General features: G+C 63.1%; 26 protein-coding genes, 1 other RNA gene and 1 pseudogene. 9 read left to right on the top strand and 19 right to left on the bottom strand.

All coding sequences use genetic code 11. The features are described from left to right. Positions 1-8 precede the first annotated feature (8 nt). Entirely contained in the window at positions 9-446 is a 438-nt protein-coding gene (locus AC04SF_RS09880) for a hypothetical protein (protein WP_488477631.1), read from the bottom strand. A 9-nt stretch (positions 447-455) separates the two neighbouring features. After that, positions 456-611 carry a hypothetical protein gene (locus AC04SF_RS09885; RefSeq protein WP_488477632.1) on the bottom strand — a complete coding sequence of 52 codons (156 nt, stop codon included), beginning with the start codon at positions 609-611 and terminating at the stop codon, positions 456-458. Between the two features lie 419 nt (positions 612-1030). On the opposite strand from AC04SF_RS09885, the gene AC04SF_RS09890 reads away from it, so the two are divergent. Then, positions 1031-1879 carry a dienelactone hydrolase family protein gene (locus tag AC04SF_RS09890; RefSeq protein ID WP_488477979.1) on the top strand — a complete coding sequence of 283 codons (849 nt, stop codon included), beginning with the start codon at positions 1031-1033 and terminating at the stop codon, positions 1877-1879. A gap of 8 nt (positions 1880-1887) precedes the next feature. On the opposite strand, the gene AC04SF_RS09895 is transcribed toward AC04SF_RS09890, so the two are convergent. From AC04SF_RS09895 to AC04SF_RS09905, 3 genes are all read right to left on the bottom strand, one after another. Continuing rightward, a complete protein-coding gene (locus AC04SF_RS09895) occupies positions 1888-2334 on the bottom strand; it encodes a response regulator (protein ID WP_488477633.1) in 447 nt (148 codons plus the stop codon). Continuing rightward, positions 2331-3479, bottom strand: a complete 1149-nt coding sequence (locus AC04SF_RS09900) for a sensor histidine kinase (RefSeq protein ID WP_488477634.1) — start codon at positions 3477-3479, stop codon at positions 2331-2333. Before AC04SF_RS09900 ends, AC04SF_RS09895 begins: the two co-directional genes overlap by 4 nt. Before the next feature lie 144 nt (positions 3480-3623). After that, positions 3624-4523 (bottom strand): EamA family transporter, encoded by a 900-nt coding sequence (locus AC04SF_RS09905; RefSeq protein ID WP_488477635.1) that lies wholly within the window; start codon positions 4521-4523, stop codon positions 3624-3626. A gap of 89 nt (positions 4524-4612) precedes the next feature. Between AC04SF_RS09905 and AC04SF_RS09910 the strand changes: the two genes are divergently transcribed. Further along, positions 4613-5092, top strand: a complete 480-nt coding sequence (locus AC04SF_RS09910; protein ID WP_488477636.1) for an Lrp/AsnC family transcriptional regulator — start codon at positions 4613-4615, stop codon at positions 5090-5092. A gap of 34 nt (positions 5093-5126) precedes the next feature. On the opposite strand, the gene AC04SF_RS09915 is transcribed toward AC04SF_RS09910, so the two are convergent. Further along, the gene (locus tag AC04SF_RS09915; RefSeq protein WP_013894716.1) at positions 5127-5324 is read right to left on the bottom strand and encodes a hypothetical protein; all 198 of its coding nucleotides are present in this window, start codon (positions 5322-5324) and stop codon (positions 5127-5129) included. Positions 5325-5583: 259 nt separating this feature from the next. Continuing rightward, positions 5584-6063, bottom strand: coding sequence for a thioesterase family protein (locus tag AC04SF_RS09920; RefSeq protein ID WP_488477637.1), 480 nt, complete (start codon positions 6061-6063; stop codon positions 5584-5586). Positions 6064-6224: 161 nt separating this feature from the next. Here AC04SF_RS09920 and AC04SF_RS09925 point away from each other — a divergent pair, with 161 nt between their 5' ends. Together AC04SF_RS09925 and AC04SF_RS09930 are read left to right on the top strand one after the other, a co-directional pair. Beyond that, positions 6225-7643, top strand: coding sequence for an FAD-binding oxidoreductase (locus tag AC04SF_RS09925; RefSeq protein WP_488477638.1), 1419 nt, complete (start codon positions 6225-6227; stop codon positions 7641-7643). Further along, a complete protein-coding gene (locus AC04SF_RS09930) occupies positions 7644-8147 on the top strand; it encodes a hypothetical protein (protein ID WP_488477639.1) in 504 nt (167 codons plus the stop codon). It begins immediately after the preceding gene. A 5-nt stretch (positions 8148-8152) separates the two neighbouring features. On the opposite strand, the gene AC04SF_RS09935 is transcribed toward AC04SF_RS09930, so the two are convergent. Continuing rightward, positions 8153-8656 carry a DinB family protein gene (locus tag AC04SF_RS09935; protein ID WP_488477640.1) on the bottom strand — a complete coding sequence of 168 codons (504 nt, stop codon included), beginning with the start codon at positions 8654-8656 and terminating at the stop codon, positions 8153-8155. Positions 8657-8767: 111 nt separating this feature from the next. On the opposite strand from AC04SF_RS09935, the gene AC04SF_RS09940 reads away from it, so the two are divergent. Continuing rightward, positions 8768-9364, top strand: coding sequence for a TetR/AcrR family transcriptional regulator (locus tag AC04SF_RS09940; RefSeq protein ID WP_488477641.1), 597 nt, complete (start codon positions 8768-8770; stop codon positions 9362-9364). A 27-nt stretch (positions 9365-9391) separates the two neighbouring features. On the opposite strand, the gene AC04SF_RS09945 is transcribed toward AC04SF_RS09940, so the two are convergent. Then, complete coding sequence (locus tag AC04SF_RS09945) at positions 9392-10363, bottom strand: Dyp-type peroxidase (RefSeq protein ID WP_488477642.1); 972 nt, start codon at positions 10361-10363, stop codon at positions 9392-9394. Between the two features lie 132 nt (positions 10364-10495). Here AC04SF_RS09945 and AC04SF_RS09950 point away from each other — a divergent pair, with 132 nt between their 5' ends. Continuing rightward, complete coding sequence (locus AC04SF_RS09950; protein WP_488477643.1) at positions 10496-14467, top strand: AsmA family protein; 3972 nt, start codon at positions 10496-10498, stop codon at positions 14465-14467. Between the two features lie 39 nt (positions 14468-14506). Here AC04SF_RS09950 and AC04SF_RS09955 read toward each other — a convergent pair whose 3' ends face one another. The 4 genes from AC04SF_RS09955 to AC04SF_RS09970 form a co-directional block, all read right to left on the bottom strand. Next, positions 14507-15394: a sigma-70 family RNA polymerase sigma factor gene (locus AC04SF_RS09955; RefSeq protein WP_488477644.1), complete on the bottom strand. Its 888-nt coding sequence runs from the start codon at positions 15392-15394 to the stop codon at positions 14507-14509. A gap of 33 nt (positions 15395-15427) precedes the next feature. Further along, entirely contained in the window at positions 15428-15733 is a 306-nt protein-coding gene (locus AC04SF_RS09960; protein ID WP_488477645.1) for a hypothetical protein, read from the bottom strand. A 127-nt stretch (positions 15734-15860) separates the two neighbouring features. Next, positions 15861-16298, bottom strand: coding sequence for a MarR family winged helix-turn-helix transcriptional regulator (locus tag AC04SF_RS09965; RefSeq protein ID WP_488477646.1), 438 nt, complete (start codon positions 16296-16298; stop codon positions 15861-15863). Then, complete coding sequence (locus AC04SF_RS09970) at positions 16286-16450, bottom strand: hypothetical protein (protein ID WP_488477647.1); 165 nt, start codon at positions 16448-16450, stop codon at positions 16286-16288. Before AC04SF_RS09970 ends, AC04SF_RS09965 begins: the two co-directional genes overlap by 13 nt. Between AC04SF_RS09970 and AC04SF_RS09975 the strand changes: the two are divergent. After that, positions 16449-18252 (top strand): annotated as a pseudogene (locus AC04SF_RS09975) (chloride channel protein). The gene AC04SF_RS09970 and the pseudogene AC04SF_RS09975 sit on opposite strands and share 2 nt — an antisense overlap. Here AC04SF_RS09975 and AC04SF_RS09980 read toward each other — a convergent pair. The 4 genes from AC04SF_RS09980 to AC04SF_RS09995 form a co-directional block, all read right to left on the bottom strand. Further along, entirely contained in the window at positions 18249-18473 is a 225-nt protein-coding gene (locus tag AC04SF_RS09980) for a ribbon-helix-helix domain-containing protein (RefSeq protein WP_488477648.1), read from the bottom strand. The pseudogene AC04SF_RS09975 and the gene AC04SF_RS09980 sit on opposite strands and share 4 nt — an antisense overlap. 10 nt (positions 18474-18483) lie before the next feature. Then, entirely contained in the window at positions 18484-18678 is a 195-nt protein-coding gene (locus tag AC04SF_RS09985; RefSeq protein ID WP_488477649.1) for a DUF4169 family protein, read from the bottom strand. A 12-nt stretch (positions 18679-18690) separates the two neighbouring features. Further along, positions 18691-19227 (bottom strand): SspB family protein, encoded by a 537-nt coding sequence (locus AC04SF_RS09990; protein ID WP_488477650.1) that lies wholly within the window; start codon positions 19225-19227, stop codon positions 18691-18693. A 146-nt stretch (positions 19228-19373) separates the two neighbouring features. After that, the gene (locus AC04SF_RS09995; protein WP_488477651.1) at positions 19374-20063 is read right to left on the bottom strand and encodes a TetR/AcrR family transcriptional regulator; all 690 of its coding nucleotides are present in this window, start codon (positions 20061-20063) and stop codon (positions 19374-19376) included. Between the two features lie 188 nt (positions 20064-20251). Between AC04SF_RS09995 and AC04SF_RS10000 the strand changes: the two genes are divergently transcribed. Next, positions 20252-21457 carry a multidrug effflux MFS transporter gene (locus AC04SF_RS10000; protein WP_096447336.1) on the top strand — a complete coding sequence of 402 codons (1206 nt, stop codon included), beginning with the start codon at positions 20252-20254 and terminating at the stop codon, positions 21455-21457. Between the two features lie 46 nt (positions 21458-21503). Here the strand turns inward: AC04SF_RS10000 and AC04SF_RS10005 are convergent, their stop codons facing one another. Both AC04SF_RS10005 and ssrA read right to left on the bottom strand, forming a co-directional pair. Then, entirely contained in the window at positions 21504-22055 is a 552-nt protein-coding gene (locus tag AC04SF_RS10005) for an AAA family ATPase (protein ID WP_096447334.1), read from the bottom strand. A gap of 109 nt (positions 22056-22164) precedes the next feature. Next, positions 22165-22525, bottom strand: a transfer-messenger RNA (tmRNA) gene (gene ssrA, locus AC04SF_RS10010). 169 nt (positions 22526-22694) lie between these two features. On the opposite strand from ssrA, the gene AC04SF_RS10015 reads away from it, so the two are divergent. Then, positions 22695-23006 (top strand): DUF2853 family protein, encoded by a 312-nt coding sequence (locus AC04SF_RS10015; protein ID WP_064983857.1) that lies wholly within the window; start codon positions 22695-22697, stop codon positions 23004-23006. The last annotated feature ends 60 nt before the right edge of the window (positions 23007-23066 follow it).

Here is a 23066-nt window from a genome sequence, read left to right on the forward strand (position 1 = left end):
GGGTTGCGCTAGCCTAGCCCCAGATGGCTCTTGAGGCCGGGCACGGAGCCGAGCACCTGGTTGGTCAAATCGGGGCCGGCGGCGGCTTCGGCTTGCTGGACCAGCGTGGCGCCGGCCTTCTGGATCTGCGCCAGATCGAGGCCGGATTCCTTGAGGGCGGCGAGGCCGTTGACCAGCGCGCCGGCCTTTTCGCCGAGAACGCCGCCAAGCGCGCCTTGCAGCGACGACAGGAAGCCGCCACCACCGCCGGCAGGAGCGGCGCCCAAGACGTCATATTTCTGCGCCAATGCATCGGCGCCCGGGATCTTGGCGAAGAAGGATGAGGCGCTGGTGCCTTCCGCCTCGTGCTCAAGCACCGAGAAAATGGTGCCGACGACTTTTTCGGTCGTTGCCTGATCGAGACCGGCCTTCTGCGAGACAGTGTTCACGATATCCTGTATCTCCATGACTTTACCTCAACCCTGGGTTTTCGTGTTTGCCGGATGGCGCCGGCTAATGCGGACCTTGACCATGGACTTCCGGCTCGCCGCGATAGCAGTTGCGCGCATCGCCAGAAGGGCGGCCGCGGCAACCATGAAGGCGGTTGCCAGGATCGGCGAAGGCATGGTCATCGGCATTTCCTTTCAGATCGGGCCTTTCAGGACCGTGGCCGCGCCATGGGGCGGCCGAATGGTCAGTTTCCCCTATCATTGTGGCAGCGCCACCAGGATTTGTCGCCGATGACAAGATTGTGATGAGGTTGCCGCCGCTTACCGCACGTCCCGCCAAACGAAAGTGTCACCGAGCCGTGACTGGACGATGCGAGGCTCGCCCCTATCTTGCGAACGGCAAGGACACCGCAGTCGAGACCCTAGAGTCGGATGATTTCAGGTCGAATCGACCTGAAATCTGAATCCGGCTCTAAATCAAAGAGATAGAGCATGATGTCGTCCGAAAACCGCTTCACACTTTTCGGCATCATGCTCTAAGATCGAGGAATGCGCCCGTGACGAAATCCGCCAACAACGAAGAACCCGTCATCACCCAGGCGATGATCGATGCCTATGACGAATACACGCATCTGACACTCGATCGTCGCCGCTTCATGGAACAACTGACCAGGCTTGCCGGATCGGGTGCCGCGGCGGCGGCCATCGCGCCAATGCTGGCGGCGAATTCCGCCCAGGCGGCGATCGTCGCCGAAAACGATGCCCGCGTGAAAGGCGAGGACATCAGCTATCCCGGCAGCGGCGGCGAGATGAAGGGCTATCTGGTCAAACCGGCGAACCAGACGAGCAAGCTCGGCACAGTCATCGTCATCCATGAAAATAGGGGGCTCAACCCGCATATACGTGACGTTGCCCGGCGCGTGGCGCTGGAAGGGTTCGTGGCGCTTGCGCCGGATTTCCTGTCGCCGCTCGGCGGCACGCCCGCCGACGAGGACAAGGCGCGCGACATGTTCACCAAACTCGATCCGGCGCAGACCGTCGCCAACGCCGTGGCGACCGTCGCTTTCCTGAAGGCCGACAAGGACGGCAACGGCAAGGTCGGCGCCATCGGCTTCTGCTGGGGCGGCGGCACGGCCAACATGCTGGCGGTCAACGCGCCCGATCTCGCCGCCAGCGTCGCCTATTACGGCATGCAGCCGAACGCCGCCGACGCGTCGAAGATCAAGGCCGCGCTGCTGCTGCACTATGCCGGCCTCGACGATCGCACCAATGCCGGCATCGACGCCTTCAAGAAGGAGCTCGACGCCGCGCGTGTCGAGTACACGGTCTATGTCTATGAAGGCGCCAACCATGCCTTCAACAACGACACCTCGGCGGCGCGTTACGACAAGAAGGCGGCCGATCTCGCCTGGGGCAGGACGATCGCCTTCCTGAAGGAAAAACTGGCCTAGTCACCGCGTCAGGCGGCGGGCGCCCAGACAGCTTCGAAGGCGGGTGAAAGGGTGAAGCCGGCCGGCCGTTGGGAAACGGGCGGTGGGCGGCGCACGCCCTCCTGCAGGTACCGCAAAGCCGACGTCAGCCCGTTCATCGTGTAGGGCTTGGCGATGACACCGATCGCACCGGCGAAATGATCGGGAATGCGCTTCGGATTGGCGGTCATGAACACCACCATCGAACGTTTCCTCTCGCCGATATAGTGGGCCACGTCGACGCCCGTGGGGCCGTCGGTCAGGTGGATGTCGACAAAAGCGATGTCGGCATCCGTGGAGTCGACCATGCTTTTTGCTTCCGCAGAAGACGTCGCCCAGCCGACGACGCTATGGCCGGCCTCCTCGACAAGGCTTTCCAGTTCCATCGCCAACAGCGCTTCGTCCTCGACGATCAGGACCTTGAGCGGTTCAATCATGAGAGAGTCCCTTTTTGCTGCGGTTCATTTGGCATCGAGATCACGACCTTGGTGCCGGGGCCGGCGTCACGCCATTCGATATTGGCGTGCAACTGGCGGGCGAGCGATTTGATCAGCCGCATGCCGAAAGAGGCATCGCCATTGGCTGCGGCCATGCCGACGCCGTCGTCTGAAACCTCGATGTTGAAGTGGCCGTCGGGCTGGCTCATCTTGATGCCGATGCGCCCCGCCGTGGTCCCGTCCGGTCCTTCCTTGAAAGCGTGCTTCAAGGCATTGGTGACAAGTTCATTGACCATCAGCGCGACAGGCGTCGCCTTCTCGGCTGAAATCACAATGGGTTCGAGCTCGAGTTTCGACTTGATCCCGGATCGCCCCGACGCCGTAAGCAGATCCGTCACCAGGTCCTTGGCGAAATCCGAGACGTCGAACCGGCTGACATCCTTCGACTGGTAGAGGCGGCGGTGCACGGTGCTGAGCGCCTCGATGCGCTCCAGCATGGTCTTCAAAGAACGTTTGGTTGCCTCGTCCTTTATGGTGCGGCTCTGCATGATGATGAGCGAGGAGATCATCTGCAGATTGTTTTTCACGCGATGATCGACCTCGTGCAGCAAGGTAGTCTGCGCCTCAAGGGCTGCTTCCAGTTCCGCGGTGCGTTCCTTCACCGCTTTCTCGAAGCGGTCCTTGTCGGCGGTGATGCGATGCTCCGAGCGCTTGCGATCCGATACATCGAGTTGCGAAGCGAAAAAGAACTGCAATTCGCCTTTGTCGTTGGAGACAGGGCTGATGTAGAGCGCGTTCCAGAAGGTCGAACCGTCCTTGCGATAGTTCAGTATGTCGACGCTGACATCGGCCTTGTCCTCGATCGCCGCGCGTATCTCCGCAATGGCGGCCTTGTCGGTCTTCGGCCCCTGCAGGAAGCGGCAGTTCTTGCCAATGACCTCGTCGCGGCCGTAGCCAGTCAGACGCAGGAAGGCGTCATTGGCAAAGACGATCGGGTTGTCGGGCCGCCTGGGATCGGTGATGATCATCGACATGCGGGTGGCGCGGATGGCCGCCGCGAACGGGTCGCCCTTGCCATGCTCGACATGAAGGTCGTCCGTCATGTGCCAGGCGTCGGCAGGCTCCCTGGTCCGTTTCCAGTCCATTGTGTCACTCCAAGCCGTTTTCGTAGGGGTCAACGGCTCAAGTGAGGAATTGGTTCAATCCTGGACGTGTTGTCGCAGTTCGGCGAGATTGGGAACCGACTCGGCATTCTTGCAAGCAATTGATGATAAAGGTTTTTCCGGCGTCTAGCTCGTCGACGCCGGCTTGTGGAAGGCAACGCCGGCGACGACCAGCGCGATCCCCAGGCAATCACTGAAGCTTGGAATCTGGCGCAGTACGATGACGCCGATCAGCGTTGCCGTGACCGGCAGCAGCGACAGCATCAGCGCGAAACTGGACCGCGGCAACTGCGACATGGCAAGCTGGTCGCAGATATAGGGAATGACCGAGGAGCAGATGCCGACGCCGATGGCCGCGATGAGCAGCGGGGGCGAGAAGAAAGCAGGCAACGCGTCGGTGAAGCCGATCGGCAGCACGACGACGAACGCAATTGCCATGGCGGCGCCGAGGCCGGCAATGCCGTCGCCGGCGCCGGATCGGGCGACGCGGTGGCCAAGCACGATGTAGCCGACGAACAGCGCGCCGTTGAGGAAGGCCCAGAACAGGCCGACCGGATCGCTGGACCATTTGACGTCGATGAGCAGCAAGGTGCCGGTGACGGCCACGGCAAGGGCAGCCAGGTTGCGGGCGCTCCGCAAGCCGACCACCGCGACGCCGATAGTGCCGACGAATTCGATCGCCGCCACCAGCGAGATCGGCAAGCGGTCGAGCGCCAGGTAGAACGAGCAGTTCATCACCGCCAGACAGGCGCCGAAGGCCAGCAACAGCAGCCGTGTCGGAGGATCGGCGCGGGCGCAGGTTTGCCACGGGCGGGTCAGCGGCGCGAAGATCAGCGCCGCGGTGGCAATGCGCAGCCACGCCATGCCGAGCACGCCAACATGCGGGAACAGCAGCACGGCGAAGGCCGGGCCGAGATAGTGGAAGATGGCGCTGACGCCGAACCAGACATGCGGCGGCAGTTTTGTCGCCAGGCTGTCGAGGACGGGAGCAGGGTGCGCAGCTGGTGCTTGCGTCTGATCGTTCATCGGATCAGTATCGCAGGCGATTTTTCCGCTTTATATGGAGGATGGCCAGCGTCTCTGGCAAATATACTCCCAGAAGCAAGGAGTTTTCAGTGAAACGCCTTCGAACTGAAAATGTTGATCTCGACGCGGCCGACATGAAGATCCTGCGCCTGCTGGAGAAGGATGCGCGGGCCAGCACGGCGGAGCTGGCGCGTTCGGTCGGCCTGTCGGCGCCGAGTGTCGCCGAGCGCATCAAGCGGCTGCAGGAAAACGGCGTGATCGAAGCCTACTCGGTCAGGATCAATCCAGCGGCGCTTGGCCTGAAGCTGTCGGCATGGCTGCGCATCCGGCCGGTGCCGGGGCAATTGTCCGTGGTGGCCGACATCATCCGCGAGCTGCCGGAGATCGCGCAATGCGATCGGGTGACCGGCGAGGATTGCTTCATCGCGCTGGCGCATGTCGGCTCGGTGACCGAACTCGAACGGGTGATCGACCGCATCATCCCCTACGCGATGACCAACACGGCCGTCATCCAGTCGTCGCCGGTGGTGGCACGCTCACCGCTGGAGGCGGTTAAGCGATCGCCGTAAATGGCGCGATTTGATTGGTTGCCCGATGACAGCGCTATGCGTGACCGCGCTTCAGGCGGGCGCGCTTCAAAATGCTGCGCCAGCGGATCATGTCGAACGGAATCGGTTCGTTGTTGTTGGCGATGTGGAAGATCTCGTTGTCGACGTTCTTGAGCGAACGCCAGAAATCATAGTCGGTGATGCGCGGATCAGCGGCCAGCCTGTCCACCTCGACCTTGATGTCGGTTTTCATGCACGTCCCTCGAACCGGCTTCGCCCCGCCGCTCGTAAAACAACCCAGTGCGGACGTTTTCGACCGCTCTGCTGAGTCGTTCAACGGCTCAATTGGCTTGTTCCCGTTAAAACCTCAGTAAGGTTAACGCCGGTCTAAACCCGCTTCAAGCACCGCTGCTGATGGATATCGGGGGCTCTGCGATTTTGAGTTCAGGGTGTGGCTTTGAAGTCAGACCCAATGCCTCGCGTAAGGAAGCTGGATGGATATCGGCTAGGCCCTATTTGCGTTTGATGCCGATCGAGCGGCCGGCGCGTTCCGGCATCGGCAGCACCGAATGGGCGGCGCGCATGGCTTCGATCTTGGCCAGCACATCGGCGGGGAAGGGTGCCACTTTCGGCCCCGACATGTCGACATGCAGCGACAGCGTCTCGGAAGTGGCGGCGAGCCAGCCGTCGACATGTCGGATTTCCTGGTAGGCCCGCAGCCGCTTCTCGTCATGGTCGATGAGCTGGAAGGACACCTGGACCTTGTGGTCCAGATGCAGTTCCTGGACGTAGCAGACATGGACTTCGGCGGTGTAGATGGTAAGGCGCCGCTGCTTCACATAGTCCAGCCCCATGCCCATCGCCTCGAAAGCCTCATCCGAGCAGCGGTCGAACAGCACGTTGTAATAAGCCATGTTGAGATGGCCGTTGTAATCGATCCAGTCCTTCTCGATGTCCATGTGCTTGGAAACGAAGGGTGCGGGGATGGGCATCGAAACTTCCTTGTTCTGGCGCTGGACAGAGCGTGGTGGGTGAGACTTTTTGTTCTGACGCAATTCCGGACGGAAAACCGCTTCACACTTTTCCTGGAATTGCTTTAGGCATCCATAGCTGCATAACAAGCGTGGGCGCTGGTCCATTCGCGGAGGAATTCATGGCTCTGAGCGACCTCAATCCGGTCGAACGCAACGAGGAAGGTATCGCCGCGGTGCTCGGCATCCTCAAGCAACAGCTCGGCGAGCGTTTTCAGACCGGCCAGGCCATCCGCTCGCAGCACGCGCACACCACCACCTATATCCCGACGCAGGCGCCCGATGGCGTCGCTTTCCCCGAGACGACGGCCGAGGTGCAGGAGATCGTGCGTGCCTGCGCCGCGCACCGCGTGCCGGTCATCGCCTTCGGCGTCGGCTCCTCGCTGGAAGGCCACACCAACGCGCCGGGCGGCGGCATCTCGGTCGACACCTCGCGCATGAACCGCATTCTCGTGGTCAATCCGCAGGATCTCGACTGCACGGTCGAACCCGGCGTGACGCGCGAGGACCTGAACCGGCATCTGCGCGACACCGGACTGTTCTTCCCGATCGATCCCGGCGCCAATGCCTCGCTCGGCGGGATGGCGGCGACTCGCGCCTCCGGCACCAATGCGGTGCGCTACGGCACGATGCGCGAGAACGTGCTGTCGCTAACGGCGGTCATGGCCGACGGCGAGACGGTGACGACAGGCAAGCGGGCGAAGAAGAGCTCGGCCGGCTATGATTTGACCAGGCTGCTGGTCGGCTCCGAAGGCACGCTCGGCATCATCACCGCGCTGACGCTGAAGCTGCAAGGCATTCCGCAGGCAATCTCCGGCGGCGTCTGCCCGTTTCCGAGTGTCGAGGCGGCCTGCAACGCCGTCATCGCGACGATCCAGATGGGCATTCCGGTGGCGCGCATCGAACTGGTCAATGCGCTGCAGATGCGGGCGATGAAGAATTATTCCAAGCTCGACTATCCCGAGAGCCCGTGCCTGTTCGTCGAATTCCACGGCAGCGATGCCGGCGTTGCCGAACAGGCCGAGACTTTCGGCATGCTCGCCGAGGAGAATGGCGGCGGGCCGTTCCTGTGGACCAGCGTCGCCGAGGAACGCACCAAACTGTGGAAGGCCAGGCACGATGCCTACTGGGCCTCGCTGACGCTGCGGCCGGGCGCCAAGGGCCTGTCGACCGATGTCTGCGTGCCGATCTCGCGCTTTGCCGAATGCGTCATGGAAACCGAAGCCGATATCGCCGAGATGGGCTTGATCGCACCGATCGTCGGCCATGCCGGCGACGGCAATTTCCATGTGCTGGTGCTGATGGATGTCAATGATCCCAAGGAGATCGCGCTGTCGGAGAAGTTCGTCGCTCGGCTCAACATGCGGGCGATCGCCATGGACGGCACCTGCACCGGCGAGCATGGCATCGGCCAAGGCAAGATCGGCTTCCTGCGCAGCGAACTCGGCCACGGCGTCGACATCATGCGCACCATCAAACAGGCGCTCGACCCGCAAAACATCATGAATCCCGGCAAGATATTGCCGGCTGTGAGCCATTAGATGTCCGCTGCCGAGACATTGGTACCGATCGAGGTGCCGCCGTCGTCCGCTGGCGCGCCACTGCCTCATGTGTTTGCGGATGAAGGCAGATTGCTTGTCGCCTACGTCGCCAATGCTCCTGATCCGTCCTTCGATGGCACGAATCCGCGCTCGGTTTCGCCGGCAACAGGGAACCAGTCCATCGCCATCCTGACGGCGGACCCTTATCTGGCATTTCAATTCGGCCAGCCGAATGATGAAGTCATCAGAGGCCACCGGCTCTATGCACTGGGCTTGCGGGCCTACGAGGCATTTGAAGTCCGCAACTCCTTGTGGATCGCGTCTCTGGAAAAGGCCAATCGGGTTCATTCATCCCATACGCCCGAACTGTTTTCAGACTATCGGCATTTCATCCTGACGTTCCATGATTCAACGCTCGAGTTCATTGCCGAGAGTTTCTCGACCAGCCTTCACAAGGGAGCGGTTTTGACCGTGCTGATGGAGGCTGTCGGACACCGCGCCTGAGCTCGTCACGCGCGACGTGCGGGCTCCGCCTGATGGAGATAGCCGGTGAATGTGTCGGCAGACGTGGGCTTCGACAATTGGGTGACGATGCGGCCGATCTCGCCACGATGATAGCCGCCATGGGTAATGACGTGCGCAAGCATCTCCTCGCGCGACATTTGCCCGGGGCTGCCACTCGTAAAGGTGAAGGGGATCGTCTCGGCCAGCTCTTCGGGCTTCAACTCTTCGACATAACGCAGGTACCACCGATCCGTTTCGGTGATTGCCACTGACAGTTCGGCGAGTGTCGGCGTGCTGCTCGTGCCGGTGTCGCGATAGGCGTGATTCTCCTTCCGGACGTTCGAGGCAAAAATCCGGTCGACGACATAAGCGTGATTGATGGTTTCGAGGATCGCCCCAAGCTGCTCGTCGGGGAGCTCGCTCTCGATCTCGGCCAGCAGAGCGAGCAATTCGTCGTCGGCCCAGCTTTTGTAGCGGAACAGGGACAGAAGCAGTGTTTTGCTGCTCATTACGGTCTCTCATTGGCTTGCGTTGCGGGCTTGGATAAATGTGAGCTGACAGTCGCATTTTGATGAAGTTGCCCAGCAATGGCTACTCGCGTTCCCTCAGAGCAGGCAAGCGTGCGCAAAGCGCCACGGCAGCAGCGTTCGCGTGCGACCGTGGACACGATTGTGGAGGCGGCGGCTCGCGTTCTGGCGCGGCGCGGCTGGGCGGATTTCACCACCAACGAAACCGCTGTTATAGGCGGTGTCAGCGTCGGCTCGATCTATCAGTATTTTCCCAACAAGCTGGCGCTGGCGGAAGAGATCCGCAAACGCCATCTCGACGCGGTGCTGGCGGCGATTTCCGGTTCAGAAGAGCATGGCGCGGCGATGACCCTCGAGCAGCGTGCGGCGAAGCTGATCGACGGTGTCGTCGCCGCCCATAATGTCGATCAGGATTTGCATCGCGTCTTGCTCGACGAGGTGCCGCTTGCCGCCCGCTCGACGCAGGATCAGTTCGAGGCCGAGTATCTGCGCCGCTACCAGGCCGTGATCGCGTCGGCCGCGGGCAAGGCCGATGCCGAGCGCGATGAGATTGCCGGACGCGTGCTTTCGGGCGCGGTCGAAGGGGTCGTGCACAGTGCGGCACGACATGGCGAACTCGATTCACCGGCATTACGGGCCGAGATCATCGAACTGGTCTGTGCGTATCTGCGCGGCCGATCCGCGCGCTGATGGTTCGGCCTTTCAGCGAGGGGCCGCCTACTTCTCCTGCGCGCCCTCGACAAGGGCCTGCAGCAAGGGCCGCGTCGGCGCGAAGAAGGTCGTGCCGGTCTGCGGCATCGAGACATCGAGCAGCCGGTCATAGGCGCCCGGCGGGTCGCCGACATACATGCGCTGCAGCATCTTTTCGGTGACCCAGAGATACCTGCTATAGCCGATGAAGTAGGTTCCGAACTCGTTCTGTCCGGGCCGGCCAAACGGCATGTTGTCGCGCAATATGTCGTACTCGTTGCCGTCGGCGTCCTCGATGGTGGCCAGCGACTTGTGCGATTTGCGCGGCGCGTCGTCATCGTCGATCTCGATGTTGTCGATCTTGGTGCGGCCGATGATCGCCTCCTGCTCGGGCGTCGGAATGCGCGCCCAGGCCTGCATATCGTGCAGGTATTTCTGGACGACGACATAGGAGCCGCCGGCAAAGTCGGCGTCCTCGTCGCCAACCAGCGCCGAGGCGGGCAGGTCGAGGCCGGTCGGGTTGGCGGTGCCGTCGACGAAGCCGAGCAGGTCGCGGGCATCGAAATAGCGAAAGCCGGTCACTTCGTCGACGACGGTCACATTGGAACCAAGCCGGTCGAGCAGGATGCGCTCGAATTCGAAGCACATGTCTGATCGTTCGGCCCGGATGTGGAAGAGAAGGTCGCCCGGTGTCGATGGCGCAGAATGGACCGCGCCCTTGATCGGCGCGAACGATTTCAGCTCCAGCGGCCGGCGGCCGGGGCTCACCCGATCCCATAGATCGCGGCCGATGCCGGCAATGCAGGACAGGTGTCCGCCAAGGTCGCGGAAGCCGACCGTCTTGACCAGATCGTCAAGTTCGCCGAGCACGGAACAAACTTTGGCCAGGGCCGGCTGTTCGCCGGCGACGGTGACGACCAGGAAAATCGCCGATTGCGAAAGCGGCGCATCGACGCTCTGCGCGTCGATCGGCACGCGGTCCCAGTTCTTGCCCGACATTCGAGAATCTCCGCTTTTGCCGAATTTGTTTCAGATCGCCCGGGATGAGGCAATACGGGATGAATTGCCTCTTTATCGACACGCGGATGCGGGTAGAGTGCGGCAGAATTTCAATCAACCTGTTCGGAGCTGATGCTCGCACGCCTGTTCGTGATCTTCGGTGGCTTGTTTGTGCTGGTGCTGTGCGCGGCGCTGGTGGTGCCGTACTTTGTCGACTGGACCGGCTACCGCGCCCAGTTCGAGCGTGAGGCAAGCGCCATCCTTGGCAGAAAGGTAACCGTGCAGGGCGACGCTACGGCGCGGCTGCTGCCATTCCCCTCGGTAACCTTCTCCAACGTCGCCGTCGCAGGCGGTCCCAACGGCCAGCCGGCCATGACCGTCGAGACGTTTTCGATGGATGCGGAATTGGCGCCTTTCCTGCGCGGCGAGGTGCTGATCTTTGACATGCGGCTGGTGCATCCGAAGGCGACGATCGACATTGCCAATGACGGCACCGTCGACTGGGCGATGCGGCCGTCCTCGCCCTTCGACCTCAACCAGATCTCGATCGAGAAGCTGACGGTGACGGAAGGGCAGATCGAGCTGCGCCATGCCGCCGGTGGACGCAGCCATATCTTTTCCGAGATCAACTCGACCATTTCGGCCAAGTCGCTGGCCGGTCCGTGGCGCATGGACGGCACGCTGCGGCTGGACGGATTGCGCACCACGATCGCGGCATCGACCGGCAAGGCCGAGGGCGATGGCCAGATGCGGCTGCGGCTGAAGGCCGATCCCGACGCCTATCCGCTGGTCATCGAAACCGACGGCAATGCCGGCATCGTCAACGGTGCCGCTGTCTATTCCGGCCAGTTCAAGATTTCCGGCGCCGACAAGAATTCAGCCCAATTGCGCGGCACCGATGGCGAGACGGTGAAGGTCAGCGCCGGCAAGCCCGATCCCGGTTTTCGCCTGAACGGCAAGTTCTCGCTCGACCACCAGAAGCTTGGCGTCGACGAATTCCGTTTCGAGACCGGGCCGCTGGACAATCCCTACACCGCCGACGGCAAGGCTTCGGTCGATCTCGGCCAGAAGCCGAGCTTCGCCATCGAGGCCAATGGCGCACAGGTGCAGTTCGACGAGGCGGTGGGGGGCCAGGCCGGCACCGGCCTGACACTGGATCAACGTATTGCCGGGCTGGAGCAGGCGTTGCTCGATCTGCCGAAGCCGACCATTCCCGGCACCGTCGAGGTCAAGCTGCCGGCGGTGGTGGCGGGCGACACGACGGTGCGTGACGTGCATCTCTCCGCCGAGCCCGTTGAGAGCGGCTGGTCGATCAAATCGCTTGCCGCGACCTTGCCCGGCCGCACCACGCTGGAAGCCGATGGCATGCTTGCGCTCAACGTGCAGGGCCATTTCGGCTTCACCGGCTCGTTGCTGTTGGCCGTGGCGCAACCCTCCGGTTTTGCCGCCTGGCTTTCCAGGGATGTCGACGAGGCGATCCGTCGTCTGCCCGCCGCCGGCTTCAAGGCCAAGGTCGATCTCTCGGAAAACCATCAATCCTTCAGCGATCTCGAACTGATCCTCGGCAAGGCGAAGTTTTCCGGCCGCATCGATTCCAGCCAGCCTGACGACGCAAAGCCATCGGTGCTGATGCGGCTCGAGGGCGGTGAACTCGATGTCGACGGGCTGGCGGCCTTCGCCTCGATCTTCGTCAGCGACAAGGGCGCCAACCGTTTTGCCAACAGCGATCTCGATTTCCAGATAAAGGCCGGCCCGGTCAGCGCCGGCGGTTTGACCGCCGACACGGTCGACACCGCGCTCAGGCTGCGCGACGGCTTGCTTGAAGTCGACCGGCTCTCGCTCGGCGGGCTGGCCGGCGCCTCGATCAGCGCGACGGGCCGGATCAAGGATTTTCCCGCGAGCCCGACCGGCAAGCTCGATGCATCGGTTGTCGCCGTCGACCTGAAGCCGCTGATCGATGTCGCCGCGCAGCATTATCCCGACAATGCGGTGCTGAAGGGGCTGGCGAGCCGCGCGGCCGCCTATCCGGAGCTGCTTCAGGACGCCCGCGTCGACCTCGTGGCAAGTGCCGCCGACAATGGCGATGGCACGACCGGCCTGGCGGTAAGCGGACAAGGCAAGGCCGGCGGCACGGCATTTTCTGCCTCGCTGTCGGGGAAGGGGGCGCCCGACAAATTGCTTGAAGCGCCGGTGACGCTGACCTTCAACGCCAAAAACCCCGACGCCACCGCGCTGCTGGCGTTTTACGGCCTGCCGGCGCTGCCGCTCGGCATGCTGGGCGAGGCAACCACCGACATTCAGGCCAAGGGCACATTTGGCGGTGGCCTGGCGACGACTTTCAGCCTTGCCGGCAATGACTTCAAGGCCGGCTTCGAAGGGACCGTTGCCGATACGCCGCAGGGCCCGACCGCCAAGGGCAAGATCAACCTCGATGCCGCAGACATCGAACCCTGGCTGATGACGACAGGCATCGGCCTGCCCGGCATGGGCGCTGGCATGTCGACGTCGCTTTCGGCACAAGGCGATTACGGCAACGGTCTGCTGGTGTTGGACAATGTCAGCGGCGCGATCAACGAGGCGGCTGTTTCCGGCGACGTCAATGTCGACGTCAAGGACGGCCTGCCGCATCTGGCCGGCGCGCTGGCGCTTGACGAGCTCGACCTCGATCCGATGGCAGTGGCGCTGTTCGGCGATTCCGCTTTCCTTGCCGACAAAAATGAGGCCGACAAAAATGCGGCTGACAAGAGCGCCAAGGGTGGCGTCTGGCCGGCAGCGCCCTTCAGCCAGAAATCCAGCCTGCCGTTCACCGCCGACCTCGACCTGGCGACGGCGGCCCTTGCAGCCGGACCGCTCGCCACCGCCTATGATGCTTCTTTTTCGCTGAAGCTCGACCAGGAAGGCATCCGCGTCTCGGACCTCAAGGCGAAACTTCTTGGCGGGGCGCTGACCGGGCTGTTCGAGTTGAAAAACACTGATGGCACCGGGCTGTTCACCGGCCAGATGAAACTGGCCGGTGCCGATCTGGCAAACGTGTTGCCGGATGCCGGCATCGGCGGCGTCGGCGATTTCTCGACGACGCTGTCGACCAGCGGCAAGTCGGTCGATGCAATGATCGCTGCCCTGTCGGGTTCCGGCACGGCGGCGCTCAAGGGTTTGCAGGTCGCCGGCGTCAATCCCGATGCGTTCAGCGCCTTCCTTGCCAAGGCGGATGCGATCGGGCGCGACATCGATGCGGCCAAGACCGCGGGCTTTGCGCCCGATATCGCCGCCGCTGGCAATTTCCCCGCCAAGGACGCCGACATCGCCTTCACAATTGCCGGCGGCATGCTGCGGGCGCCGCCGATCAGCCTTGAAAATCCGGAGGCGACCTTGTCCGCCGATGTCACGGCCGATCTCAACACCAGCACGGTTTCCGCCAAGGGCGCCATCACCTACCGGCCCGGCGACGAGGCGCTGGTCGGCTCCGAGCCGGTCGTCAATTTCACCGCTGAAGGACCGTTCGGCGCCGTCAAGCGGCAGTTCGACAGCGAGCCGTTGGCGCAGTTCCTGATCCAGCGCGCGCTGGAGAAGGAGCAGCAGCGCGTCGAGGCGATGCAGGCGGCGTTGCTGGAGAAGCAGCGGCTGCGGCGCGAAGTGCGCTATTACGCGGCGCTGCAGGACGCGCGCGACAAGGCCGCCGAGGAATTGCGCCAGCAGGAAGAGGCGGCGCGGCTGAAAGCCGAGGCCGATGCCAAGGCGAAAGCGGAAGCCGAAGCCCAGGCGCAGGCCGAAGCGGAGGCCAAGGCGAAGGCCGACGCGGAAGCGAAAGCCAAGGCCGATGCGGACGCCAAGGCGAAAGCCGATGCCGAGGCGAAGGCCGCGGCGGAACAGCAGGCGGCCGACGAAGCGGCCAAGGCGCAGGCCGAGCAGGAGCGCCAGAAAGCCGAAGAGGCGATGCGCATCGCCACGCAGGAAAAGGCCAGGCTCGAGGCCGAGCGCAAGGCGGCGGAACAGGCGCCGAAGGTCGAGCGCGCACCACTGCCGGAGGCCAACGACAATCCGCCGCCGGCCAAGCCGAAGTCCAATCCGTTCACAGTCGACAATCTGTTGAAGTCGTTGCAGTAGGGCAAGGCCTTCCCGTCGCTCATCCGAAGGGCTCTTGTCTCAGAGAGCGAGTAGCTCAGCATCGTCGGCCACATAGCGGGCATGGCGAAAATCGCGGATGGCGGCAAGTTTGCCGTCCTGCCAGGCCAGTAGGATGAAATAGGTGGGGCGGGCCGCCGGGTCGTAGGGGTCACGGACGAGAATTGCCGGCCTGTTTTCAACGAAACCGGGCACGAGGTGCCAATCCTGAACCCGGGAATAGTTGCCGAAGTAGGCGCCGACTTCCTTGCGGCCGTTGAGCCGTGTCCTGGCCACCAGCTCCAGGCGCACTTCTTGCGCCAGCATGTCGCGCACCGCGTCGAAATCGCGGGCGTTGAAGCGGTCGATGTAAGCGTTGAGCAACTGACGTTCCGCGGCGCCCAGTCTCGGGAGCGGGCGGTCGTCGGGTTCGCCGGCAATCTGGCGCAGCCGGTCGCGGCCGCGATGCAGTGCGGCCTTGACCGCGGGGATGCTGGCATCGAGCGTGGCGCTGATCTCCTGCAGCGAATAGCCGAGAACGTCCATCATGATGACGCTGCTTCGCTGGGTCACGGGAAGGCGCATGAAGGTATGCAGCCCCGCAGCCGCGGCCTGACGATCGACGGTGGGATTCGCCGGGTCGACGATCATGTCCAAATCCTCGTCGGAATAGGCCTTTTCGCGGGATCGCCGGCGCAGGAAGTCGAACGCCGTATTGTGGGCGATGCGAAACAGCCAGCCTTCCGGATTGGCGATCGGGCCGGCACCGGGCAAAGCCTCGATCGCCTTGGCCAGCGCCTCCTGCAGCACATCCTCGCCGTCGAAGACCGAGCCCGTCATGCGGGCGCAGTAGCGGTGCAGCTTGGGGCGCAACTCCCCAAACAGGTGCTCGAAGAGCCCATGCTGCCCGCCAGGAATGGGAATGTTCATACGCCTCCCGTTCTGCGCCGTCGCCTGCCTCGATCAAGCATCCAGCATCCGGTAGCTGCCCACCACGGTCATCTCGTCGCGTTGCGGAGGTTCGCTGCAGCGATCCCTGATGCCGTTTTGAAAGGCCTCGAATGCGGCCAGCCCCGTGATGATATCAGAATGCGCGTCGGTTTCCGTCTCGACCAGATGGACGAACGTACCGTCGCCGGACCGCAAGGTCATATAGCGAACGCCATCCGGTGATTTGTCGTGCAGCTCCTTGAACACGGCCTTGATCAGCCGCTCGTTCTCATCGGCCCGTTCGGGTTTGGTCTTGTAGCGTATCAGATGGCGTTTCATCGCTGGCCTTCCTCTCGATTGCCTTGCGCCCCTTTGAGGCTTTCATCCCCCTAGACGTCGCGGGGAGGCCAAAAGATTCAGGCGTCGAAAGAATAAAAGGTGCCATCCGGCGCAAGACGCCAGAGCGTCACTCGCGGCCCTGATCGAGCAGGCGCCTCAGCACGGGTTCGATGCGCGAAAGCTCGTCGAGATGCGCTGCCGACAGCTCGGCCAGGCAATCGTCGGCACGTTCGGTCAGCCGCAGCAGCACGCGGCGATGGTCGTCCTTATCCTGGTCCCGCACGACCAGTCCGGCTTCGCTCAGGCGGTTGACCAGTTCGACGGCGCTGTGGTGGCGGATGCGCAGGCGCTCCGCCAGGTCGCCGACCGTCACCGGTCCGCCGCCCGGATAGCCCTTGATCGCCAGCAGCGCCTGATGCTGGCGCGGCGTCAGGCCGGCGTCTTCCGCCTGCAACTGGCTGAATTCGAGGAAGCGGCGGATCAGGTAGCGGAACTCGGACAGCCGCTCGTAGTCGGCCTGTTTGATGGCGGGGCGAGATTTTTTGGGCTGCGTCATTCCAGACATTTGTTCCATTCCGGCCAAAGGCTCAAACGGTTTTGCTGCAAAACCGGCTTGAATTTATATCGTGTTACGATACATAGCGAGCCGACAAAGCCGGCCGGCGTCTTCGCCGTGCCGTCCACCCGAGATCCGGCCGCCGCCAGAAAGCCAGTCATGAAGCCCCATCACTCTGAAAACGGCCATCTCAGGGATTTCACCACCGACGCGCGCGTGCTGACCATTGCCACCATAGCCGTGGTGGTGGCCACGGCAGCGCTGTTCGCCGGCATCGTGCTTTTGAAACTGATCCGGCTTGCCACCAACATTGCCTATTTCGGCCAGTTCACGCTCGCCGATCTGAAATTGCAGGATACGCCGCTTGGGCTTGCCGCGGTGGTGGTGCCGGTGATCGGCGCGCTGATCATCGGCCTGATGGCGCGCTACGGCAGCGAGAAGATCCGTGGCCATGGCATTCCCGAAGCGATCGAGGCGATCCTGCTCGGGCGTTCAAAACTCGGCGCCAAGGTGGCGATCCTGAAGCCGCTGTCGTCGGCAATCTCCATCGGCTCTGGCGGGCCGTTCGGCGCCGAAGGGCCGATCATCATGACCGGCGGCGCCATCGGCTCGCTGATCGCGCAGATGCTGCCGGTCAGCGACAACGAACGCAAGACGCTGCTGGTGGCGGGTGCCGCCGCCGGCATGACCACCGTGTTCGGCACGCCGATCGCGGCCATCATGCTGGCGGTGGAACTGCTGCTGTTCGAATGGACGCCGCGGTCCTTCATCCCCGTGGCGGTTGCCGCGATCATTGCCGAGGTCGAGCGTACCCGTGCTGCATCTGCCCGGGCCGATCTTTCCGTTCCAGGGTGGCATGGCGGTCTCGTTCGTCGGGCTTGGCGGCTGGGTTCTGGTCGGAATCTGCGCCGGCCTGCTGTCGGGGCTGCTCACCCAGATGGTCTATGCCTGCGAGGATGCCTTCCAGAAATTGCCCATCCACTGGATGTGGTGGCCAATGATCGGCGGCCTGGTGGTCGGCATCGGCGGACTGATCGAGCCGCAGGCGCTCGGTGTCGGCTATGACAATATCGCCGACATGCTGGATGGCCGCACGCTTGCTGCCGCCGCGCTGATGCTGCTGGTGGTCAAGGCCATCATCTGGTCGGTGGCGCTCGGTTCAGGGACGTCCGGTGGCGTGCTGGCGCCGCTGCTGATCGTGGGTGGCGCGATGGGCGCCGTGCTCGGCGGATTCCTGCCGACGGCGGATCCGGGCTTCTGGGCGCTGCTGGCCATGGCCGCGACCATGGGTGGCACGATGCGGGCACCGCTGACGGCTACTTTCTTCGCCGTCGAGTTGACCGGCAACACGCATGTGCTGGTGCCGCTGATCGCTGCTTGTGCCGCGGCGCATGCCGTCACCGTGCTCCTGATGAAGCGGTCGATCCTGACCGAGAAGATCGCCAGGCGAGGGCACCACCTCGTGCGCGAATACCGCGTCGATCCCTTCGCGTTGACCAGGGTGCGCGAGGTGATGACGTCGCAGGTCGAGAGCGTGCCGGCGACGATGACGCTGCATGGCGCGGCGGCGTTCTTGACGGCACCCGAGACGCGGCATCCCAGCTTTCCGGTTGTCGACGAGAACAGGCAGGTGCTTGGCCTCATCGATCCGCCGGCGATCCTGCGCTGGCGCCGTGCCGGCAAGCACAGGACGACGACGCTCGGCGAATTGTTGGCCGGCAGCAAGGTGACGCTTGCCTATCCCGACGAATATCTGGAAGGCCTTTCGGACAAGCTGCTGATGGCCAACGTCTCGCATCTGCCGGTCGTCGCCCGCGAAAGCCTGCAACTGGTCGGCTATGTCGGCTGGAAGGATCTGATGCACGTGCGGTCGCACAAGCAGGCCGAGGAGCGTGACCGCTCGACCTTGCTTGGTTTCGGCACAAGGCGCGGGAATAAGACGGACGCGGTCGAGGGCGTCTAGGAACTCGCTCCGCGCTTCGCCCATTCCAGCACATAGAGCCGCAGCGCCGAGGACAAATTGGTGTCGCGGGGCCGCGTCTCGTCGACTTCGGCCACGAGGGCGGCCAGCGTCAGCTTTCTCGCCGCGGCGATAGCGATGAGATCGTCATAGAAGGGTTTTTCGAGGGAATAGCTGGTGCGATGGCCGCGAATGGTCACCGAGCGCTTTTCGACGACGCTCACGACCGGAGACTCACTGCTCGTCCTTGCCGGACGGATCGAGGCGATGGCCGGCGACAAATTTCTCGGCCTTGTCGGCGATCATCCGGTCGCGTTGCTTCTCCGCCTTGGAGCGGCCGTGCAAGGCCCGGTTCTGTTCGGCGACGCGCGTCTTCTCGTCCCGCGCCTTCTGCTTGCGAGCCTGGCGGAGGTTGACGATGTCGGCCATGGCCCGCCGAGCCTATTTCTTGCGGAAGGCGTCGAGCGAAACCACTTCGGCGCCCTTGGCGCCGGCGTCAGCCGCGGCGGGCTTCTTCTCCGGCTCGGCGGCAGCCTTCTTCTCGGCCTTCGGCTTCTTCTCGGAAACGATGGTCAGCGGCTCGGCCGCCGGCTGGGCCGGCTCCTCGTCGGGCTGGGCATCGGTCTTGACGTCGAACTCGAGCTCGAAATTGACCGAGGGATCATAGAAGCCACGCACGGCCGAGAACGGGATTTCGAGTTTCTCCGGCACGTCGGAGAAGGACAGGCCTACCTCGAAGCCGGTGTCGGTCACCTTGAGGTCCCAATACTGGAACTGGATGACGATGGTCATCTGTTCGGGATAGCGTTCGCGCAGCCGCGAGGAGACGCGCACGCCGGGCGCGCCGGTCAGGAACGTGATGAAGAAATGATGGTTGCCGGGGAGGCCGGTGCGTGCGACTTCGGCCAGGACCTTGCGCATGACGCCGCGCAACGCCTCCTGGGCCAGAATGTCGTAGCGGATGTGGTCGTCGGCCATGTGGTGGTCGGGTTCCGTTGAATCGTCCGCATAGCTGTAATCAAGCTTGAGCGCGGCGTAAACCTGATATAGGCGGCCGCCGTGCCTAAGCGAGGACTATTGCCAACGATTTGATCGGCAAGGCGGCTTGTCGGCAACCGCAAATGTTATGCGTTAGCCAGCGTAGTGTGCTTTTTGACGCTGCCCGGGGCAGGGCGCTTACCGAAAGCGCGCAGGAAAGTGCGCACGCCATTCGTCGCCGACTGCACCACCTCGTCCTCGCGCGGCGTGCCGCCGAGCATGAAGGTGGTCTGCAGTTCGGCATTGACCAGGCCGAGGAATTGGCGCGCCGCGACGTCGGGGTCGTCGATGGTGAGGTGGCCGCCATAGGCGAGGCGGGCGAAGCGGGCGGCGATTGCCGGCCATGTCCTGCCCGGACCCTGTTCGCGCCATTCGGCGAACAATTCCGGGTAGCGCTCGCCTTCGGTCTGGATCAGCTTGCGCAGGAATTTTCCGTCGCGGTTGCAGATGCAGTTCTGGTTCAGCCGCACGGCAAAGCCGATCAAATCCGCTTCGAGATCGCCTGGCTGGTCGGGAAAGGTGGCGATGGTGGCGAAGATACCGACATTGCAGCGCTCGGTGAGGTCGCGCACCACGGCCATGAAGAGCTTTTCCTTGTCGCCATGGTGGTTGTAGACGGTCTGGCGTGACACGCCGGCCTCCGCGGCGATCAGGTCGATATTGGCGCCGGCGAAGCCTTCGCGGCAGAACACGCCGGCGGCGGCGTCGACGATGGACAGGCGCTTGGCCTCGTGGCCGCGTGGCGGGAAAGTGTCAGGAGAAACGCTCGCTCTCATGAAAATCTATATAGAGGTGATTGACGATTTGGACAAGAGTGTCTAATTTTGTGGACATACGATAAAGAGATTTCGCACCGGGGACGAATAGAATTCGCTCCTTCGGTGTCGGTGTCTCATGGGATGGAACGTCCTGGGGTTAGACGTCGCCTGGCGGCGGCAACCAGATTTCGAAAGAAGCCAATATCATGAGTCCCAAATTCCTCCGCATCGCGGTCGTGCTCGGCCTGTTGTCCGCCATCGGCCCGTTCGCCATCGATATGTATCTTCCCGCACTGCCGTCGATTGGCGCGGATCTGCACGCCGGCACCGCCGCCGTGCAGATGAGCCTGCTGATCTTCTTCCTGTCGATGGGTTTTGGCCAGATCGTCGTCGGGCCGATCTCCGACATGGTCGGCCGCAAGCTGCCGCTCTATGGCGGCCTTGCGCTGTTCATGGTCGGCGGCATCGGTTCGGCAATGGCGCCGACCATCGAGTGGCTGATCGCCTTCCGCTTCCTGCAGGGCCTCGGCGCCAGCGCCGGCATGGCCATACCCCGCGCCATCGTGCGCGACCTGCACACCGGCAATGAGGCCGCGAAGCTGATGTCCTTGCTGATGCTGGTGTTTTCGGTGTCGCCGATCCTGGCGCCGCTGACCGGCAGCCAGATCATCGAGAATTTCGGCTGGCGCGCCGTGTTCTGGACGGTGACCGGCGCGGCAGCGCTCGCCACCATCCTGCTCGCGACCTCGCTCAAGGAGACGCGGCCGGCTGAGGAACGCGTCGGTTCCTCCTTCGGCACCGCACTTGCCGGCTATCGCTTCCTGCTGGGCGACCGCAACTTCCTCGGCTTGGTAGCGATCGCCGGCTTCGGCATTGCGAGCTTTTTCGTCTATCTGTCGAGCTCGTCCTTCATCCTGATCGACCATTACGGGCTGTCGCCTTCGGTCTACAGCGTGTTCTTCTCGATCAATGCGGTGGCCTTCATCGGCATGTCGCAGCTGACGGGACTGCTGGCCGGGCGCTTCGGGTTGAAGCGCGTGGTGTGGGTGGCAGTCACCGGCTATGCGTCGACGATGGTGGTGCTGTTGGCGATCATGGCGACGGGCGTCGACCGGCTCGATGTGATGGCGGCCCTGCTGTTCGTCGGTTACGGCTTCCTCGGCCTGGTCATTCCGACCACGTCGGTGCTGGCCATGGAAGAGCATGGCGAGATCGCCGGTACCGCGTCGGCGCTGATGGGCACGCTGCATTTCGCCATCGGCGCGCTCGCCATGGGCGTCGCCGGCTTGTTCTTCGACGGGACGCCGCTGCCGATGGTCGCCGGCATCACGCTCTGCGCGGTGATTTCCTTCACGCTGGCCAAGGTGACACTTGGCCGCTCGCGCGAGGTGGTCGAAGCGCCAGCGGAGTAGGCACTGCCTGCAAGTCCATGAAAAGGCCGGGTTTTCCCGGCCTTTTTTATTTCAGCCCTGCCTTGGCCAGCACGAAACGCAGCCGCGCCTCGACCGGCGCCAGGGGCAGCGGAACTAGTTCGTAGCCCAGCTCCGTATAGACGCCGGCCAGCGCATGGTAAGTGCGCTCGGCCTCGTCCGGTGTCTGCTTTCGTTCTTCATCCTGCGCGAAAATTTCCGGCCAGGGCGGAGCGATGAACACGCGCGGATTGTAACGGAAACGCATGGCGGCGGTTCTGATGTGTGCTGCCGCGGGCAAGCCGCTCAGCCTGAGATAGCCGAGCGTGTCAGGCACGCCGCGATCGAAGAAGACCGGCCCCTTCCGTTCGATCGCGTTCTGATATGAGCGCATCTCCCAGGACAGCATCAGTTCGGCGAATAGCGTGCGATCCTCCCAGGGCAGGGCGGATCCACCAATGGCGCGCTGGTCGCGGATGATGCCGCGTCCGGCTTCGACTGACGTCGCAAAGCCCACCCGGCGCAAGGCTTCGATCAGGGTGGTCTTGCCGGAGCCCGGGCCGCCGGTCAGCACGAAGAATCGATCGGAATCGTTTTGCATTTTTGCCCATGGAGAAGGAAGCACGCGATGCGGGGCTTCGCGGCCGAGACCGTGCGAAGTCCGGACGCAAAAAGCGGCCGTTACGCATGACGTGATTGAGAGCGGGAGAAGTGGAGGTTTCTGTTGCCAGGTACCTCCGAACCCCGCCTAGAAGTGCGAACCCCTAGGGCTTGATTTGAAGCGTTCGCACTGCATTAAGCAGCGAGACGAGCTTCCGCATAGTTGTCGTTGGCAACTATAAGTTTAGCCCGATGACGGTGGTACAATGCCGGGCAAAAGTACGATCTTTACACCTTCGTCGATCCTATTTCGCCCCCAGCAAAAACCGCTCTGTCGTCAACAGCGGCTTTTGGTGGAGGCGCCGGGTACCGCCCCCGGGTCCGAACGGCTTATTTCATCGCCCATTTATCGCCATAGTCGGTCAAGCCGACAAAACGAATATAGGGGGCGTTGCGCGGAAATGAAAGGCCGCAATGAGGCTTTGTCGCTCATGTCAAATTGCGACGGCAAGGGTTGACTTGGGCGCGGTCTCAACGGAAGCTTTGCGAGCGGTGAGGAGTTACCGACCTAGCGCACAGATTGCGAAGCGCGCCACAGCCCTCATCGATCAGATCCGTGGCGCCGACGAGGGGAATTTTGATGGCCGACTATCTTGCGGATGTGAAGAAGTACGACGCGGGCGCCAGCGCCGACGCGGTCGAAAAGATTGTCAAGCATCTGGGCATTGCGCTCAGGAACCGCGATTCTTCGCTGGTGTCCTGCACCGATCCGAAGGAGCTCGAGCGCGTCAAGGAGAGCTGGGTGGCCAAGAAGCTCGGCGTCAGCGACGGGGCCAAGGCCGACGCCTCGATCGAGAAGACCTGCAAGGCGATGCACGCCGACAACACCAAGAGCCGTGTGACCTTCTATTATCTGGTGGCCAAGGATCTGGGCAAACTCGGCTCCCTGTGAGACCTCAGAATAGTTCTACTCTGGCGGCCGATCAGCGCGGCCTTCTGCGCATCCGGCCCG

Source organism: Mesorhizobium sp. CNPSo 4671, from assembly GCF_057784245.1.

Excerpts from the sequence above, each read along its gene's own strand:
- AC04SF_RS09935 (WP_488477640.1), bottom strand. The coding sequence starts at position 8,656 with ATGAGCAGCAAAACACTGCTTCTGTCCCTGTTCCGCTACAAAAGCTGG.
- AC04SF_RS09890 (WP_488477979.1), top strand. The coding sequence starts at position 1,031 with ATGATCGATGCCTATGACGAATACACGCATCTGACACTCGATCGTCGC.
- AC04SF_RS09885 (WP_488477632.1), bottom strand. The coding sequence starts at position 611 with ATGACCATGCCTTCGCCGATCCTGGCAACCGCCTTCATGGTTGCCGCG.
- AC04SF_RS09960 (WP_488477645.1), bottom strand. The coding sequence starts at position 15,733 with ATGAAACGCCATCTGATACGCTACAAGACCAAACCCGAACGGGCCGAT.
- AC04SF_RS09895 (WP_488477633.1), bottom strand. The coding sequence starts at position 2,334 with ATGATTGAACCGCTCAAGGTCCTGATCGTCGAGGACGAAGCGCTGTTG.
- AC04SF_RS09995 (WP_488477651.1), bottom strand. The coding sequence starts at position 20,063 with ATGAGAGCGAGCGTTTCTCCTGACACTTTCCCGCCACGCGGCCACGAG.
- AC04SF_RS10005 (WP_096447334.1), bottom strand. The coding sequence starts at position 22,055 with ATGCAAAACGATTCCGATCGATTCTTCGTGCTGACCGGCGGCCCGGGC.
- AC04SF_RS09900 (WP_488477634.1), bottom strand. The coding sequence starts at position 3,479 with ATGGACTGGAAACGGACCAGGGAGCCTGCCGACGCCTGGCACATGACG.
- AC04SF_RS10015 (WP_064983857.1), top strand. The coding sequence starts at position 22,695 with ATGGCCGACTATCTTGCGGATGTGAAGAAGTACGACGCGGGCGCCAGC.
- AC04SF_RS09925 (WP_488477638.1), top strand. The coding sequence starts at position 6,225 with ATGGCTCTGAGCGACCTCAATCCGGTCGAACGCAACGAGGAAGGTATC.
- AC04SF_RS09985 (WP_488477649.1), bottom strand. The coding sequence starts at position 18,678 with ATGGCCGACATCGTCAACCTCCGCCAGGCTCGCAAGCAGAAGGCGCGG.
- AC04SF_RS09945 (WP_488477642.1), bottom strand. The coding sequence starts at position 10,363 with ATGTCGGGCAAGAACTGGGACCGCGTGCCGATCGACGCGCAGAGCGTC.
- AC04SF_RS09920 (WP_488477637.1), bottom strand. The coding sequence starts at position 6,063 with ATGCCCATCCCCGCACCCTTCGTTTCCAAGCACATGGACATCGAGAAG.
- AC04SF_RS09880 (WP_488477631.1), bottom strand. The coding sequence starts at position 446 with ATGGAGATACAGGATATCGTGAACACTGTCTCGCAGAAGGCCGGTCTC.
- AC04SF_RS09965 (WP_488477646.1), bottom strand. The coding sequence starts at position 16,298 with ATGTCTGGAATGACGCAGCCCAAAAAATCTCGCCCCGCCATCAAACAG.
- AC04SF_RS09950 (WP_488477643.1), top strand. The coding sequence starts at position 10,496 with ATGCTCGCACGCCTGTTCGTGATCTTCGGTGGCTTGTTTGTGCTGGTG.
- AC04SF_RS09955 (WP_488477644.1), bottom strand. The coding sequence starts at position 15,394 with ATGAACATTCCCATTCCTGGCGGGCAGCATGGGCTCTTCGAGCACCTG.
- AC04SF_RS09905 (WP_488477635.1), bottom strand. The coding sequence starts at position 4,523 with ATGAACGATCAGACGCAAGCACCAGCTGCGCACCCTGCTCCCGTCCTC.
- AC04SF_RS09990 (WP_488477650.1), bottom strand. The coding sequence starts at position 19,227 with ATGGCCGACGACCACATCCGCTACGACATTCTGGCCCAGGAGGCGTTG.
- AC04SF_RS09915 (WP_013894716.1), bottom strand. The coding sequence starts at position 5,324 with ATGAAAACCGACATCAAGGTCGAGGTGGACAGGCTGGCCGCTGATCCG.
- AC04SF_RS10000 (WP_096447336.1), top strand. The coding sequence starts at position 20,252 with ATGAGTCCCAAATTCCTCCGCATCGCGGTCGTGCTCGGCCTGTTGTCC.
- AC04SF_RS09930 (WP_488477639.1), top strand. The coding sequence starts at position 7,644 with ATGTCCGCTGCCGAGACATTGGTACCGATCGAGGTGCCGCCGTCGTCC.
- AC04SF_RS09970 (WP_488477647.1), bottom strand. The coding sequence starts at position 16,450 with ATGACTGGCTTTCTGGCGGCGGCCGGATCTCGGGTGGACGGCACGGCG.